This is a genomic window from Pseudomonas sp. FSL W5-0203 (assembly GCF_001896155.1).
GTDB lineage: Bacteria > Pseudomonadota > Gammaproteobacteria > Pseudomonadales > Pseudomonadaceae > Aquipseudomonas > Aquipseudomonas paracarnis.
Genome location: NZ_MPOR01000007.1, coordinates 18,742 through 34,359 on the forward strand (window position 1 = coordinate 18,742; position 15,618 = coordinate 34,359).

Sequence of the window (15,618 nt, forward strand, 5' to 3'; positions counted from 1 at the left end):
ATGGAGCGGCAACTGGACGCTTACTGCGCTCACCTGCGCAATGAGCGCCAGGTGTCGTCCCACACGCTGGAAGCTTATCGGCGGGACTTGAACAAGGTCCTGGCCTATTGTGAAAAGCAGCACGTCAGCAGCTGGAAGGCTCTGGACATCCAGGCCCTGCGTAGCCTGATTGCCCGGTTGCACCAGCAGGGCCAATCTTCCCGCAGCCTGTCTCGCCTGCTGTCGGCGGTGCGCGGCCTCTATCACTACCTCAATCGCGAAGGGCTGTGCGACCACGACCCGGCCAATGGCCTGTCACCGCCCAAAGGCGAACGGCGCCTGCCCAAGACCCTGGACACAGACCGCGCCCTGCAATTGCTCGACGGTGCCGTCGAGGATGACTTCCTGGCCCATCGCGACCAGGCAATCCTCGAGCTGTTCTATTCCTCGGGCCTGCGCCTGTCGGAGTTGACGGGCCTGAACCTCGACCAGTTGGACCTCGCCGATGGCCTGGTGCAAGTGCTCGGCAAAGGCAGCAAGACGCGCGTACTGCCCGTGGGCAGGAAAGCCCGCGAAGCCTTGCAGCTATGGCTGCCGCTACGCCTTCTGACCAACCCGGCAGACGATGCCGTGTTTGTCAGCCAGCAAGGCCGGCGCCTGGGGCCGCGGGCGATTCAGCTGCGGGTCAAGGCTGCCGGCGAGCGCGAGCTGGGGCAGAATCTGCACCCGCACATGTTGCGTCATTCCTTTGCCAGCCACCTGCTCGAATCCTCCCAGGACCTGCGCGCCGTACAGGAGCTGCTCGGGCACTCGGATATCAAGACCACGCAAATCTACACCCACCTCGACTTCCAGCACCTGGCAACGGTGTACGACAGCGCCCATCCACGGGCCAAACGCATCAAGGGCGGCGACTCATGAGTATCAAGCTGATCACCTTCGACCTGGACGACACCCTCTGGGACAACGTACCTGTCATCATCAGCGCCGAAGCGTCGATGCGTGAATGGCTGGCGACCCACGCGTCCAAGGTCGGCGACCTGCCCCTTGAGCATTTTGCCAGCCTGCGCCAGCAGGTGCTGCAGCGTCATCCCGAACTCAAACACCGTATCAGCCTGCTGCGCCACCGCGTGTTGATGCATGCGTTCGAGGAGGCCGGTTATCCCCAACCTGAGGCCACAGAGATGGCGGATGTCTGCTTCGAAGCGTTCATCCACGCACGCCACCAACTCACCGTGTTTCCGGAAGCCGAGCCGATGCTCAAGGCGCTGCGCCAGCACTTCCTGCTCGGCGTGATCACCAATGGCAATGCCGATGTGCAGCGTGTGGGCCTGGCGGACTACTTTCACTTTGCCCTGCGCGCTGAAGATATCGGCATCGCCAAGCCGGACGCACGGCTGTTTCATGAAGCACTGCAACGTGGCGGTGTGGACGCCAGCGCGGCAGTGCATGTGGGCGATCATCCTGGGGATGACATCGCCGGCGCGCAGCAGGCGGGACTGCGGGCAGTGTGGTTCAACCCCACGGGCAAGGCCTGGGAGGGTGACAAGCGCCCGGATGCGCAGATTCGCAGCCTGACGGAGTTGCCGCCCTTGCTGAGTCGCTGGGGTTAACACTGCCCCCCAATGTGGGAGCTGGCTTGCCTGCGATAGCGGTGGGCCAATCAACACAGGGCTCGCAGATACACCGCTATCGCAGGCAAGCCGGCTCCCACAAGGTATTGCAGCGAACTGGTAAATGGCAGGCATGAAAAAGCCCGCAGCGACGGCGGGCTTTTTCTTACAAGCAGGAGGCAGACCTCAGATAGGTCGGCTTCCGTACTTGTTATCCGGCTTCTTCGGTGGATCAGCCACCACGTTGGCCTCGACTTCCTGCACTTTGCCGCCTTTAGCGAGGAATTCTTCCATCGCACGGGCCAGGGCATCGCGCTCTTTGTTCTTGGCTTCAACGCTCGGCAACTCGTCTACCGACACAGCCGCCTTGGCTTTGCCTTTGGCTTTGGGAGCCGCGTCATCGCCAACACTGTCATCGACGTCCTCAGCAACGTCTTCGGCCGCAACTTCAAGACCGTCTTCGGTGTCGTCTTCATCACCTACTTCGAGGTCGTCTTGTTCCAGATCATCGTCGCTCATGTTCTACCTCATGACTTGCGAAAAGCAGATTAGTTATAGCCCAGCTTCACCCTCTGTCGAGGTTGCCGGAAAAAAATCAACATCCACTGAATCACCAGTGGCTTATGCCCCTTCACCGTGCAAGGTGGCGAGGACTTTACGAGCACCGCCATGATCACGGTGCTCGCCCAGATAAACACCTTGCCAGGTCCCTATCGCCAAGCGGCCGGCCTTGACCGGCAAACTCAGCTGGCAGCCCAGCAGACTGGCCTTGAAGTGCGCCGGCAGATCATCCGGACCTTCGTCGTTATGTTCAAACCCTGCGCGACCTTGTGGCACCAGCAGGTTGAAAAAACGCTCGAAGTCACGGCGAACCGCCGGGTCGGCATTCTCGTTGACGGTCAACGAGGCCGAGGTGTGCTGCAGCCACAAATGCAACAGGCCCACACGGCACGCCTTCAATTCAGGCAAGCCGGCAAGCAACTCGTCCGTTACCAAGTGAAAGCCCCGGGGCTTGGCCCGCAGGGTAATCAGGGTCTGTTGCCACATACAGTTCTCCGCCCATCGGCGCGCATTCTAGCGCGCTCTGGGAAAAAACAAAGTGCCGAATACGCCTTCATGCCTGTAAGACATTTGCACCCTTAAAAGTGCTGTGTGGATCCCATCACAAAGTCGATAAAAAACCCATGCGCCTTTAGCCACAGACAAACGCCAGGCAAAAAAATGCCCGGCAAGCCGGGCATGTTTTTTTCGCCTGGTTACAAGTTGTAGCCGCGCTCGTTATGTTGCGCCAGGTCGAGGCCAACCGCCTCTTCTTCCTCGGTGACACGCAGGCCCATGACCATGTCGAGCACCTTGAGGATGACGTAGGTCACGATCGCCGTGTAGATCACGGTAAAGCCCACGCCTTTGCACTGGATCCAGACTTGGGCTGCGATGTCCGTCACGGTGCCGAAGCCGCCCAGCGCCGGGGCAGCGAACACACCGGTAAGGATCGCACCGACAATGCCGCCGATACCGTGCACGCCGAAAGCGTCCAGGGAGTCGTCATAACCCAGCTTGCGCTTGAGGCTGGTCGCGCAGAAGAAGCACACCACACCGGCGACCAGGCCAATCACCAGGGCGCCCATCGGGCCCACGGTGCCCGCCGCTGGCGTCACGGCGACGAGGCCGGCGACCACGCCCGAGGCGATACCCAGTGCGCTGGGCTTGCCGTGGGTGATCCACTCGGCAAACATCCAGCCCAGGGCCGCAGCTGCTGTAGCGATTTGAGTTACCAGCATCGCCATGCCCGCGGTGCCGTTGGCCGCCGCGGCGGAACCGGCGTTGAAGCCAAACCAGCCGATCCACAGCATGGCCGCGCCCACCAGGGTATAGCCCAGGTTATGCGGTGCCATCGGGGTGGTCGGGAAGCCTTTGCGCTTGCCGAGCACGATGCACGCCACCAGGCCAGCCACACCCGCGTTGATGTGCACAACGGTGCCGCCAGCGAAGTCCAGCACGCCCCAGTCCCACATCAGGCCGCCGTTGCCGCTCCAGACCATGTGCGCAATCGGCGCGTAGACCAGGGTGAACCAGATAGCCATGAAGATCAGCATTGCGGAGAACTTCATACGCTCAGCGAAAGCACCGACGATCAGCGCCGGGGTAATGATGGCAAAGGTCATCTGGAAGGTGATGAACACGGCTTCCGGAAACAGCGCCGCCGGCCCGGTGATGCTGGCCGGGGTGACACCCGCCAGGAACGCCTTGCCCATGCCGCCGAAGAAGGAATTGAAGTTGACCACGCCTTGTTCCATACCGGTGGTATCGAACGCGATGCTGTAGCCGTAGACGACCCAGAGGATGCTGATCAGGCCAGTGATGGCGAAACACTGCATCATCACCGACAGAATGTTTTTGGAGCGGACCATGCCGCCGTAGAACAGCGCCAGGCCAGGGATGGTCATGAACAGCACCAGCGCGGTGGCGGTAAGCATCCAGGCGGTGTCGCCGGAATTGAGGACTGGAGCAGCCACTTCATCTGCCGCCATGGCCAGGCTTGGCATTACGATGGACAGCAGGGCTCCGAGCCCTGCGAATTTACGCAGAGTCATATTGTTTTCTCCTGGGGCGTTGGGGTTTGGCGGCTTAGATTGCGTCGGTATCGGTTTCGCCGGTACGGATGCGAATAGCCTGTTCCAGATTGACCACGAAGATCTTGCCGTCACCGATCTTGCCGGTGTTGGCCGCCTTGGTTATCGCCTCGATAACCCGATCAAGATCCTTGTCGTCAATGGCGACATCGATCTTCACCTTCGGCAGGAAATCGACCACGTATTCCGCGCCGCGATACAGCTCGGTATGACCCTTCTGCCGACCGAAGCCCTTGACCTCAGTAACGGTAATGCCCTGCACGCCGATCTCGGACAGTGACTCGCGAACATCGTCCAACTTGAACGGCTTGATGATGGCAGTGACTAGCTTCATGAAAACTCTCTCCCGAATTTGGTGGACTTGCCCCAGGAAAACAAACCCGTCTCAAGTCTAAGCGCAGTGCCTGGCTTTGTAACGCATCGTCGCCTCGGCATTTGCCGTCGCGACGCCAGCGAACCACTGGTGACGAGCCCTGTACCCCGGATCCGTCGGCGCACTGCATTCGTCACAGCGACTGCATCAGTGCATGGGTCATGATCGTCTAAGCAGAAACCTTGCCAGCTCCGTAAAAACCACCGAAATCAATCCTTTACCCGCTTGTGCCCACCTACGGGGCGCCTGCGCGGCCGCAATGCGCATCAAAACAGTGCGAGGCCGCCCGCCCCAATGCGCGAAAACCGTGCGCAACGGGGCCTGAAAAGGACTATAGGCGCTGCGTGATACACTGCCGGCCAACTGTTTTCCGGAATATGTCCAATGCTCGCGCCCAAAGACTTCCTAGACGCCCTGAGCGGCCACGCCTCTCGCCTGTTCAGCGGCGACACGCCGCTGCCCCGCAATGAAATCGAAAGCCAGTTCAAGGCTTTGCTACAGAGTGGTTTCAGCAAGCTCGACCTGGTCAGCCGAGAAGAGTTTGACAGCCAGATGGTGGTGCTGGCCCGCACACGTGCGCGGCTGGAGAGCCTGGAGGCGAAGGTGGCTGAACTTGAAGCCCGGTTGACGCCACCTTCTGCTGAGTGAACGCGATTGTTGTGGGAGCTGGCTTGCCTGCTCCCACACTTGTTTTGCGTTGCCGCCCGGATACGTTCTGTAAAACCTCCCCCGCCCCGCTCCATCCCACCTCGTCTACCCTTGAAAAAACCGCAGGAAGCGGCCCTCCCATTCAAGGAACGAGCATGTCCCTCGCCATTGTCCACAGCCGCGCCCAGGTCGGTGTGGAAGCCCCAGCCGTCACTGTCGAAGTGCATATGGCCAATGGCCTGCCGTCTCTCACCTTGGTGGGTTTGCCCGAAACCGCAGTGAAGGAAAGCAAGGACCGCGTGCGCAGTGCCATCCTCAACTCGGCGCTGCAATATCCGGCCCGGCGCATCACGCTCAACCTCGCGCCCGCCGACCTGCCCAAGGACGGCGGGCGTTTTGATCTCGCGATTGCCCTGGGCATCCTGGCAGCCAGTGTGCAAGTGCCGGCGCTGATGCTCGATGACGTGGAATGCCTTGGGGAATTGGCGCTGTCCGGCGAGGTGCGCGCGGTGAAGGGGGTATTGCCGGCCGCGCTGGCGGCGCGCAAGGCCGGGCGCACCGTGATAGTGCCGCGCGCCAACGCCGAAGAGGCGTGCCTGGCATCGGGGTTGAAGGTGATTGCGGTGGACCACCTGCTGCAAGTGGTGGCGCACCTGAATGGGCATGTGCCGATTGAGCCCTACAGGTCCGACGGTTTGCTGTACGTGAACAAGCCTTACCCAGACCTGCGTGAAGTGCAGGGCCAACTCGCGGCCAAGCGAGCATTGCTGATCGCGGCGGCAGGCGCGCATAACCTATTGTTCAGCGGGCCACCGGGCACCGGCAAGACTTTATTGGCCAGCCGGCTACCGGGCTTGCTGCCGCCGTTGAGCGAGCAGGAAGCGCTGGAAGTGGCCGCGATCCAGTCCGTGGTCAGCCTGGCACCGCTGAGCCATTGGCCAAACCGCCCGTTCCGTCAGCCACACCACTCGGCATCCGGGCCGGCGCTGGTGGGGGGCGGCTCGAAGCCACAACCGGGGGAAATCACCCTGGCCCATCACGGGGTGCTGTTCCTGGATGAGCTGCCAGAGTTCGATCGCAAGGTACTGGAGGTGCTGCGCGAGCCATTGGAGTCGGGGCATATCGTGATATCCCGCGCCCGTGACCGAGTGCGCTTCCCGGCTCGCTTTCAACTGGTCGCGGCGATGAATCCCTGCCCCTGCGGCTACATGGGCGAACCCAGCGGGCGTTGCCGGTGTACGCCGGAGCAGATCCAGCGTTATCGCAACAAGCTATCCGGCCCTTTGCTGGACCGGATTGATTTGCACCTGACCGTCGCGCGGGAGGCCACTGCGCTGAGCCCCACTCAACCGGCGGGCGATACAACGGCCGATGCCTCGGTGCGGGTAGCCGAAGCACGCGAGCGTCAACAGCAACGCCAGGGGTGTGCCAATGCTTTTCTGGACCTGCCGGGGCTGCGCCAGCACTGCAAGCTGCCAAAGGTCGACGAGGGTTGGCTAGAGACCGCCTGCGAGCGACTGACACTGTCACTGCGGGCGGCCCATCGGCTGCTGAAGGTGGCGCGCACCTTGGCGGACCTGGACCAGATGGACGCCATCACCCGTGATCATCTGAAGGAGGCCCTGCAATACCGCCCAGCATCTCTCAGCTGAGCCTCCCACAATTTGTTTGGCGGTGCTTCAGCGAAACCGATCCACCTCATGTCGCAAACCTGCCGCCAAGGTCTCCAGCTCCTTGGCGGTAACCGCCAGGTTGGACACCACTTCACGCTGCTCGCTGTTGGCCAGCGCAATGCTCTGCAGGTTGCTGCTGAGCAAGGTCGCGGTACTGCTCTGTTCCTGGGTGGCGGTGGTGATCGCCGCGAACTGCTGACCGGCCGAGCGGCTTTGCTCGTCGATACGCGCCAGGGCCGAGGCCACGTCAGCGTTGCGCGACAAGCCTTCCTGCATCAGCGCATTGCCGTGTTCCATGGTGCTGATGGCGTTGCCGGTTTCCTGCTGGATGCTCTGGATCATGCCGGAGATTTCATCGGTGGCCTGGCGGGTGCGCGAAGCCAAATTGCGCACTTCGTCGGCGACCACGGCAAAACCACGGCCTTGCTCACCGGCGCGGGCGGCTTCGATGGCGGCGTTGAGCGCCAGCAGGTTGGTCTGTTCGGCGATGGCGGTAATCACGCCGACGATCCCGCCGATTTCCTGGGAACGCTGGCCCAGGGTGTTGATCACTGCAGCGGTGCTGTTCAGCGCAGTGGCGATATGTTCCAGGGACGATGACGCTTCTTGCATCGAGGTGCGGCCGATACGAGTTTGCTGGGCATTCTCTTGGGCCAGGCGCTCGGTGTTGCCCATGTTGTCGGCAATGTTCAGCGAGGTGGCACTGAACTCTTCCACCGCGCCGGCCATGCTGGTGATCTCACCGGACTGCTGCTCCATACCTTCATAGGCTCCACCGGACAAGCCCGACAACGCCTGTGCGCGGCTGTTGACCTGTTCGGCCGCGGTACGGATATGCGACACCATGGTCGACAGCGCTTCACCCATCTGGTTGAAACTGCGCGCCAACTGGCCGATTTCGTCATGGCTGGAAACGTTGAGGCGCGCACTCAAATCGCCCGCGCCCAGCGCCTGGGCCTGGCGCACCAGCTCGCTCAATGGCGCCAGCTTGCTGCGCAACAGCCACACCGTGGCGCCCACTGCCAGCAACATCGCCAACACACTGCCGATCACCAGGCGGATGCCGACTTCCCAGGTCACTGCGCGAATCTCAGCCTTGGGCATGCTCGCTACCACCGCCCAAGGGCCGCCTTCGAACGGCACCGATACGCTATAGAAATCTTCGTTCTTGTCGCTCCAGAAACGGCCTGCGCCCGGCTTTTTCGCCAGGTCGAGCATCACGGCAATCGCCTGATCCGGCGCTTGCACGCCAGCCGGCGGCACCAGCCAGTGCTTTTGCTCATCGAGCAGCGCGAGGGAGCCGGTCTGGCCAATGCGGAAGCGCTTGAGGTTTTCAAACTGGGCGTTCTGAGCATCGGTGTAATCGAAACCGATGAACAGCACGGCGATGACCTGGCCACTGCTGTCACGCACGGGGCTGTATTGGGTCATGTAGGAGCGGTCGAACAACACGGCACGGCCGATGTAGGTCTGGCCGCCCACAACGCGCTGGTAGGCCGCGCCCTGACGGTCGAGCACGGTGCCAATGGCGCGATTGCCATCCTGCTTGGTCAGGGAGGTGCTGACGCGGATAAAGTCGTCGCCGCTGCGCACGAATACCGTGGCCACGCCGCCGGACATCTGCTTGAACTCATCCACCTCTTCGAAGTTGTTATTCAATACCTCGTTGCCCAGGTAGAGGCTTGGCGTCTGCACGCCGGCCACGGCCACGGGCTGGTCCGCACGTACACTCAAGCCGGCGCCGAAGCGCTTTTCAAACAGCCCGCTCAAACGCTGGGTGCTTTCGCGCAAGGTGCTGTGGAAGGTGTTGAGTTGGTCGGCGAGCAGACGCGCCTCGCTGGCCAGGTGTTCCTCGCGGGTGGCGAGGTTGGCGGAGTCGAGGGTACGCAAGGCAAAGACCGTACTGCCGCTGATGACGACAGCGAGAATCACGGCGAGTGCAAGGCCTAACTGGGAGGCAATCCGGGCACGAGGTTGAGACATGACAGCTCCTGGCCGAGGCCAGGATCATCCTGATCTCATAGCGCTGCTCGGCAAATTATCTAGTGGGAAACGTTGATGCACGATGGTTCCAACCTCCTTCTTCGGCGGCATTTGGCAATACTTGAGCGAATCACAGGGGTATCCCGCAAACGATTGCACACCCGGTCCGGCCCTACTCAATCGAGGCGTTCAACCTGGGGCAATTCCATCGCCTTGACTTCGCCCTGAAGAAATTCCGCCAGCCGTCGCAAACGCTCCCCGCCCGGGCGAGTTTTCGGCCACACCAGGTAGTAGCTTTCCCCACTGGCGACCGCCGTGGGCCACGGCAGGCTCAAGCGTCCCTGCGCCACGTCTTCGGCCACCATCAGCAAGTCACCCATGGAGACGCCATAGCCACGGGCGGCAGCGATCATGCCCAGCTCGAGCGTGTCGAACACCTGCCCACCCTTGAGTGAAACGTGAGATGACAACCCCATGCGCTGCAGCCAGTAACGCCAGTCGCGGCGGTCCGGGGTCGGGTGCAGCAGTTCGGCGGTTGCCAGCCGCGTCACGTCCCAGGGACCGTCGTCCAACAGATTCGGCGCTCCCACCGGGATCAGCATTTCCGCAAACAGATAACTGGCCTCCCAGTCCGCCGGAAAGTGCCCGTTGCTGAGCAACACCGCACAGTCGAACGGCTCTTGGTTAAAGTCCACTTCATCGATGCTCATCCACGCACTGGTGAGTTGTACCTCATTGCCTGGCTGCAATGCGCGGAAGCGACTCAACCGCGCCAGCAGCCAGCGCATGGTCAAAGTGGACGGCGCCTTCATACGCAGGATGTCATCTTCGGCATTCAAGGTATGGCAAGCACGCTCCAGGGCAGCGAAGCCTTCCCGTACGCCAGGCAGCAACAACCGCGCCGCTTCCGTGAGCTGCAATGTGCGACCGCTGCGCTGGAACAATCGGCAGGCGAAATAATCTTCGAGCGTACGGATATGCCGGCTGATCGCACTTTGGGTAATCGACAACTCCGCAGCCGCGCGGGTAAAGGAGTGGTGCCGGGAGGCGGCTTCAAATGCCCGCAAGGCATAAAGAGGAGGAAGACGACGAGACATGCTGAAAGCTCCGACTGCGCAATCTGGAAACCCTACCAGAATCGCTCAAGCATGAGTTTTAATCATGCCAACGATCGCTTTTATCCTTTTGTGCAATGCGCTGAATGCGCCGAGAATCAACCCTTCCCCACCTTCCTGATTATTCGAGTGTGATGATCATGCAACATCCGGCACGTACCGAACTCTGGGCCATTCTGCGGCTGTCGGGGCCGTTGATTGCCTCACAGTTGGCGCACATGCTGATGGTGCTGACCGACACCCTGATGATGGCGCGCCTGAGCCCCGAGGCCTTGGCAGGCGGCGGCCTGGGCGCGGCGAGCTATTCGTTCGTGGCGATCTTCTGCATCGGCGTGATCGCAGCCGTGGGCACCCTGGTCGCCATTCGCCATGGCGCGGGCGATATCGACGGCGCCACCCGCCTGACCCAGGCCGGGCTGTGGCTGGCGTGGTTGATGGCGCTGGCGGCGGCGTTGCTGTTATGGAACTTGAAGCCGGTACTGCTGATGTTTGGCCAGACCGAAACCAACGTGCAAGCAGCCGGGCAATTTCTGACGATCCTGCCCTTTGCCCTGCCCGGCTACCTGAGCTTCATGGCTCTGCGCGGCTTTACCAGCGCCATCGGCAAGGCCACTCCGGTGATGGTGATCAGCCTGTGCGGCACCGTGGTCAACTACCTGCTCAACCATGCCTTGATCGAAGGCATGTTCGGCCTGCCGAAACTGGGCCTGATGGGCATCGGCCTGGTGACTGCCATCGTCGCCAACGGCATGGCGCTGGCATTGATGTGGTACATCCGCAGCAACCGGGCCTACGCCGCTTACCCGCTGGGCACCGGCCTGCTGCGCCTGAATACCCATTACCTGCGCGAGCTGTGGCGCCTGGGCCTGCCGATTGGCGGCACCTATGCGGTAGAGGTCGGGTTGTTTGCCTTTGCGGCGTTGTGCATGGGCACCATGGGCAGCACGCAGTTGGCGGCGCACCAGATCGCCCTGCAGATTGTCTCGGTGGCCTTCATGGTGCCGGCGGGGATGTCCTACGCGGTGACCATGCGCATCGGCCAGCATTACGGCGCCGGGCAGTTGCTGATGGCACGCCTGGCCGGGCGAGTCGGCATAGGATTCGGGGCCATGGTGATGTTGGGGTTTGCGGCGGTACTGTGGCTGTTTTCCGACCCGCTGATCGGACTGTTCCTCGACCATGACGACCCGGCGTTCCATGACGTCATCGTCCTGGCGGTGAGCCTGCTGGCCGTCGCCGCCTGGTTCGAATTATTCGACGGTGTGCAGACCATCGCCATGGGTTGTATCCGGGGTTTGAAGGACGCCAAGACCACCTTCCTGGTGGGGCTGGGTTGCTATTGGCTGATTGGCGCACCGTCGGCCTGGTTGATGGCGTTCACCCTGGGCTGGGGGCCCACCGGCGTCTGGTGGGGCCTGGCACTGGGCCTGGCGTGTGCGGCGGTGAGCCTGACCTGGGCGTTTGAGGCGAAGATGAAGCGGATGATTCGGCAGGAGCCAGATGCTCCTGTTGGTTTCCAAGCGGCACTGCCTGACTAGCGAGTGCACGCGGTCCATGTGGGAGCTGGCTTGCCTGCTCCCACATTTGAACCACTTTGAAGGCTTAGCCCAACAGCGCCTGCTGGCTTTGACCAAACAGCAGATATTCCACCAGCTCCGGCAACGGCAACGGCTTGCTGATCAGGTAACCCTGGACCTGATCGCACCCAAACAAGCGCAAAAGTTCAAGTTGCTCAGGGGTTTCCACGCCTTCGGCGACCACTTCCAGGTTGAGGTTGTGGGCCAGGTTGATCATGGCGTGCACCAGCTTGCGGTTTTCTTCGCGCTCTTCCATGCCGCCGACAAAGCTCTTGTCGATCTTCAACAAGGCAATCGGCAGGCTGTTGAGGTGCACAAACGACGAAAAACCGGTGCCGAAGTCATCCAGGGAAAACCGCACACCCAGCCGGCCAAGGGCGTCCATGGTCTGCTTGACCAGGTCGCTGCGGCGCATCACGGCGGTTTCGGTCAATTCGAACTCCAGCCATTGCGCTTCCACGCCGCGCTCGGCAATCAGGCGGCTGAGGGTAGACAGCAACTGACTGTCCTGGAACTGGCGAAACGACAGGTTGACCGCCATGTGCAGCGGCGGCAGGCCGCGTTCACGCAGGTCTTGCATGTCGCGCAGGGCTCGGGAGATCACCCAGTAGCCCAATGGCACGATCAAGCCACTCTGTTCGGCCAGCGGCACGAACTCGCTGGGAGGCAACAAGCCGCGCTCGCCGTGACGCCAGCGCACCAGGGCTTCGAGGCCAACGATATGACCGTCGTCCAGGTCCAGGCGCGGCTGGTAATGCAGCTCCAACTCATCGCGACGCAAAGCCCGGCGCAGTTCACTTTCCAGGTCGGCCAGGCTGCGGGCGTTGCGGTTGATGCGCTCATTGAAGATATGGAAGGTGCAGCCCTGGGTACTTTTGGCCTGCTGCATGGCGATATGGGCGTGCCACATCAACGGGTCGGCGCCAGCGCGGGCTCGAGCATGGGCCATACCCAGGCTGCAACCGATCAACAGGCTTTCACCATCCACCCAGTAGGGCTCGGCCATCACTTCGGTGATGCGCTCAGCCATCCACTCGGCGCGCTGAGGCGCCCGGCGGGTATCGATCAACAAGGCAAACTCATCGCTGCCCAGGCGCGCCAGTTGGTCCCCGGCTTCGAGCTGGCTCTTGAGCCGCGACACCACTTGCAGGATCAACCGGTCGCCCGCCTGATGGCCGAGAGCATCGTTGGCATGACGAAAATTGTCCAGGTCCAGATGACCGAGGGCCAGGCCACGGCCGTCATTGTCGGCCAAGCGTGCAGCCAGCAAGGTCTGGAAGCCCTGACGGTTGGCAATACCGGTGAGCGGGTCCTGCTCGGCCAGGCGCTGCAAGGTATTCTCCAGCACGCCGCGCTCGCGCACATGGCGCAGGCAGCGGCGCAATGTGTCGGTGTCCAATGCCTCCAGCACCAACCAATCGCTGACACCCAGCGGCGACACCAGTGGCTCCTGCTCCAGCAGCAATACACACGGCAGGCTGCACCGGCCAGGGCCTGGCTGCAGGCTGGGCGTGGTCAATAACACAGCACCCTGGTCGTCATCGAACAGGCGGCTTACCGAGTCCCAGTTGGGCGCACTGATCAGCACAGCCCCTTCGCCCATCGGCGCCAGGCACTCGCGCAACAACGCTGCCCACTCAGGCTCATCGGCCAGCAGCAGCAAACGCAAGGGTTCGACAGGCGTAGACACGCTAACTCCCTAGACTCTGCAAAATTTCATTAGCGGTGCCATTATGACGTGCGGCCTGACAATGACAAAGGATGACAAATGATAGGTGTTATCAAATACGCAGACTGTAAATAATCGTCTCGGATATTCCTCCACATCCTGCGGCAAAGTAGCAAAACCGGCAAATTTAGATCGAGTGGTACGTCACACCGTCGTTCTATGGCAGCAGAATCTTTCCAGCCTGTTAAAATGCCCGCCCTTTTGAACAACGACCCCTAAAATTCCGTATGTCCCGACTCAATCCCCGGCAGCAAGAAGCCGTGAACTACGTCGGCGGCCCTCTATTGGTGCTCGCCGGTGCAGGCTCCGGCAAGACCAGCGTGATCACGCGCAAGATCGCGCACTTGATCCAGAACTGCGGCATCCGCGCCCAGTACATCGTCGCCATGACCTTCACCAACAAGGCGGCACGGGAAATGAAAGAGCGGGTCGGCACCCTGCTCAAAGGCGGCGAAGGCCGCGGCCTCACCGTGTGCACCTTCCACAACCTGGGCCTGAACATCATCCGCAAGGAGCATGTGCGACTGGGCTACAAGCCCGGCTTCTCGATCTTCGACGAGACCGACGTCAAGGCCCTGATGACCGACATCATGCAGAAGGAATACGCGGGCGACGACGGCGTAGACGAAATCAAGAACATGATCGGCTCGTGGAAAAACGACCTGATCCTGCCCGCCGAAGCCCTGGAGGCCGCACGCAACCCCAAGGAGCAGACCGCCGCCATCGTCTACACCCACTATCAGCGTACGCTCAAGGCGTTCAACGCGGTGGACTTCGACGACCTGATCCTGCTGCCGGTCAAGCTGTTCCAAGAGCACAAGGACATTCTGGAGAAGTGGCAAAACAAGGTGCGCTACCTGCTGGTGGACGAATATCAGGACACCAACGCCAGCCAATACCTGCTGGTGAAGTTGCTGATCGGTACGCGCAACCAGTTCACCGTAGTGGGCGACGACGACCAGTCGATCTACGCTTGGCGCGGCGCCCGCCCGGAAAACCTGATGCTGCTCAAGGAAGACTACCCCTCCTTGAAAGTGGTGATGCTGGAGCAGAACTACCGCTCCACCAGCCGCATCCTGCGCTGCGCCAACGTGCTGATCTCCAACAACCCCCACGAGTTTGAAAAACAACTGTGGAGCGAGATGGGCCATGGCGACGAGATCCGTGTGATCCGCTGCCGCAACGAAGACGCCGAAGCCGAGCGCGTGGCCGTGGAAATCCTCAGCCTGCACTTGCGCACCGACCGGCCCTACAGCGACTTTGCGATCCTGTATCGCGGCAACTACCAGGCCAAGCTGATCGAGCTGAAATTGCAGCATCACCAGGTGCCGTATCGCCTGTCGGGCGGCAACAGCTTTTTCGGACGCCAGGAAGTCAAAGACCTGATGGCCTACTTCCGGCTGATCGTGAACCCGGACGACGACAACGCCTTCCTGCGCGTGATCAACGTGCCACGCCGGGAAATCGGCTCCACCACCCTGGAAAAGCTCGGTAACTACGCCACCGAACGCAAGATTTCCATGTATGCCGCCACCGACGAAATCGGCCTGGGCGAACACCTGGATACGCGCTTCACCGATCGCCTGTCGCGCTTCAAGCGTTTCATGGACAAGGTGCGCGAGCAGTGCGCCGGCGAAGACCCGATCAGCGCCTTGCGCAGCATGGTCATGGACATCGACTATGAAAACTGGCTGCGCACCAACAGTTCCAGCGACAAGGCCGCGGATTACCGCATGGGCAACGTCTGGTTCCTGATTGAAGCGCTGAAGAACACCCTGGAAAAAGACGAAGACGGCGAGATGACCGTCGAGGACGCCATCGGCAAGCTGGTGTTGCGCGACATGCTCGAGCGCCAGCAAGAAGAGGAAGACGGTGCCGAAGGCGTGCAGATGATGACCTTGCATGCCTCCAAGGGGCTGGAATTTCCCTACGTGTTCATCATGGGCATGGAAGAGGAAATCCTCCCGCACCGCTCCAGCATCGAAGCCGACACCATCGAGGAAGAACGCCGCCTGGCCTACGTGGGTATTACCCGCGCACGCCAGACCCTGGCCTTCACCTTTGCCGCCAAGCGCAAGCAATACGGTGAAATCATCGATTGTGCCCCCAGCCGGTTCCTGGATGAACTGCCGCCGGACGACCTGGCCTGGGAAGGCAATGACGACACGCCCACCGAGGTGAAGGCCGTTCGCGGCAACACCGCCTTGGCGGACATACGCGCGATGTTAAAACGCTAGAATCGACTACTTTTTAATCTACTTTCGGCGCACAACGCGCCATTAGAGGAAGCTTTCC

The 15,618-nt window shown here is 61.4% G+C and carries 13 protein-coding genes and 1 pseudogene; 6 read left to right on the top strand and 8 right to left on the bottom strand.

Features of this window, described 5'->3' with window-relative positions; all coding sequences use genetic code 11:
* Entirely contained in the window at window positions 1–900 is a 900-nt protein-coding gene (gene xerC, locus BOP96_RS08775) for a tyrosine recombinase XerC (RefSeq protein WP_014720459.1), read from the top strand.
* The gene (locus BOP96_RS08780) at window positions 897–1,592 is read left to right on the top strand and encodes an HAD family hydrolase (RefSeq protein ID WP_073452481.1); all 696 of its coding nucleotides are present in this window, start codon (window positions 897–899) and stop codon (window positions 1,590–1,592) included. Before xerC ends, BOP96_RS08780 begins: the two co-directional genes overlap by 4 nt.
* Window positions 1,593–1,778: 186 nt before the next feature.
* Here the strand turns inward: BOP96_RS08780 and sutA are convergent, their stop codons facing one another.
* From sutA to glnK, 4 genes are all read right to left on the bottom strand, one after another.
* Window positions 1,779–2,111 carry a transcriptional regulator SutA gene (gene sutA / locus BOP96_RS08785; RefSeq protein WP_014720461.1) on the bottom strand — a complete coding sequence of 111 codons (333 nt, stop codon included), beginning with the start codon at window positions 2,109–2,111 and terminating at the stop codon, window positions 1,779–1,781.
* Window positions 2,112–2,213: 102 nt separating this feature from the next.
* Window positions 2,214–2,639 (bottom strand): secondary thiamine-phosphate synthase enzyme YjbQ, encoded by a 426-nt coding sequence (locus BOP96_RS08790; RefSeq protein WP_003195429.1) that lies wholly within the window; start codon window positions 2,637–2,639, stop codon window positions 2,214–2,216.
* 209 nt (window positions 2,640–2,848) lie between these two features.
* Entirely contained in the window at window positions 2,849–4,186 is a 1,338-nt protein-coding gene (locus BOP96_RS08795) for an ammonium transporter (protein ID WP_020302863.1), read from the bottom strand.
* A 34-nt stretch (window positions 4,187–4,220) separates the two neighbouring features.
* Window positions 4,221–4,559: a P-II family nitrogen regulator gene (gene glnK, locus BOP96_RS08800; RefSeq protein WP_002555808.1), complete on the bottom strand. Its 339-nt coding sequence runs from the start codon at window positions 4,557–4,559 to the stop codon at window positions 4,221–4,223.
* A gap of 423 nt (window positions 4,560–4,982) precedes the next feature.
* On the opposite strand from glnK, the gene BOP96_RS08805 reads away from it, so the two are divergent.
* Entirely contained in the window at window positions 4,983–5,246 is a 264-nt protein-coding gene (locus BOP96_RS08805) for an accessory factor UbiK family protein (RefSeq protein WP_003195432.1), read from the top strand.
* A gap of 155 nt (window positions 5,247–5,401) precedes the next feature.
* Window positions 5,402–6,898 carry a YifB family Mg chelatase-like AAA ATPase gene (locus tag BOP96_RS08810; RefSeq protein WP_014720463.1) on the top strand — a complete coding sequence of 499 codons (1,497 nt, stop codon included), beginning with the start codon at window positions 5,402–5,404 and terminating at the stop codon, window positions 6,896–6,898.
* 27 nt (window positions 6,899–6,925) lie between these two features.
* Here the strand turns inward: BOP96_RS08810 and BOP96_RS31070 are convergent, their stop codons facing one another.
* The 3 genes and pseudogenes from BOP96_RS31070 to BOP96_RS08820 all read right to left on the bottom strand — a co-directional run bounded on the left by BOP96_RS31070 (window position 6,926) and on the right by BOP96_RS08820 (window position 9,999).
* Window positions 6,926–7,786: a methyl-accepting chemotaxis protein gene (locus BOP96_RS31070; RefSeq protein ID WP_425608145.1), complete on the bottom strand. Its 861-nt coding sequence runs from the start codon at window positions 7,784–7,786 to the stop codon at window positions 6,926–6,928.
* Window positions 7,787–7,828: 42 nt separating this feature from the next.
* A pseudogene (locus BOP96_RS31075) lies at window positions 7,829–8,902 on the bottom strand (Cache 3/Cache 2 fusion domain-containing protein); the annotation flags it as partial.
* Window positions 8,903–9,078: 176 nt separating this feature from the next.
* Complete coding sequence (locus tag BOP96_RS08820) at window positions 9,079–9,999, bottom strand: LysR substrate-binding domain-containing protein (protein WP_020302862.1); 921 nt, start codon at window positions 9,997–9,999, stop codon at window positions 9,079–9,081.
* Window positions 10,000–10,151: 152 nt separating this feature from the next.
* On the opposite strand from BOP96_RS08820, the gene BOP96_RS08825 reads away from it, so the two are divergent.
* Window positions 10,152–11,555: a NorM family multidrug efflux MATE transporter gene (locus tag BOP96_RS08825; protein WP_019819813.1), complete on the top strand. Its 1,404-nt coding sequence runs from the start codon at window positions 10,152–10,154 to the stop codon at window positions 11,553–11,555.
* Between the two features lie 64 nt (window positions 11,556–11,619).
* On the opposite strand, the gene BOP96_RS08830 is transcribed toward BOP96_RS08825, so the two are convergent.
* The gene (locus BOP96_RS08830; RefSeq protein ID WP_073452484.1) at window positions 11,620–13,284 is read right to left on the bottom strand and encodes a putative bifunctional diguanylate cyclase/phosphodiesterase; all 1,665 of its coding nucleotides are present in this window, start codon (window positions 13,282–13,284) and stop codon (window positions 11,620–11,622) included.
* A gap of 266 nt (window positions 13,285–13,550) precedes the next feature.
* Between BOP96_RS08830 and rep the strand changes: the two genes are divergently transcribed.
* Window positions 13,551–15,560: a DNA helicase Rep gene (rep, locus tag BOP96_RS08835; RefSeq protein WP_005792464.1), complete on the top strand. Its 2,010-nt coding sequence runs from the start codon at window positions 13,551–13,553 to the stop codon at window positions 15,558–15,560.
* Window positions 15,561–15,618 lie beyond the last annotated feature (58 nt).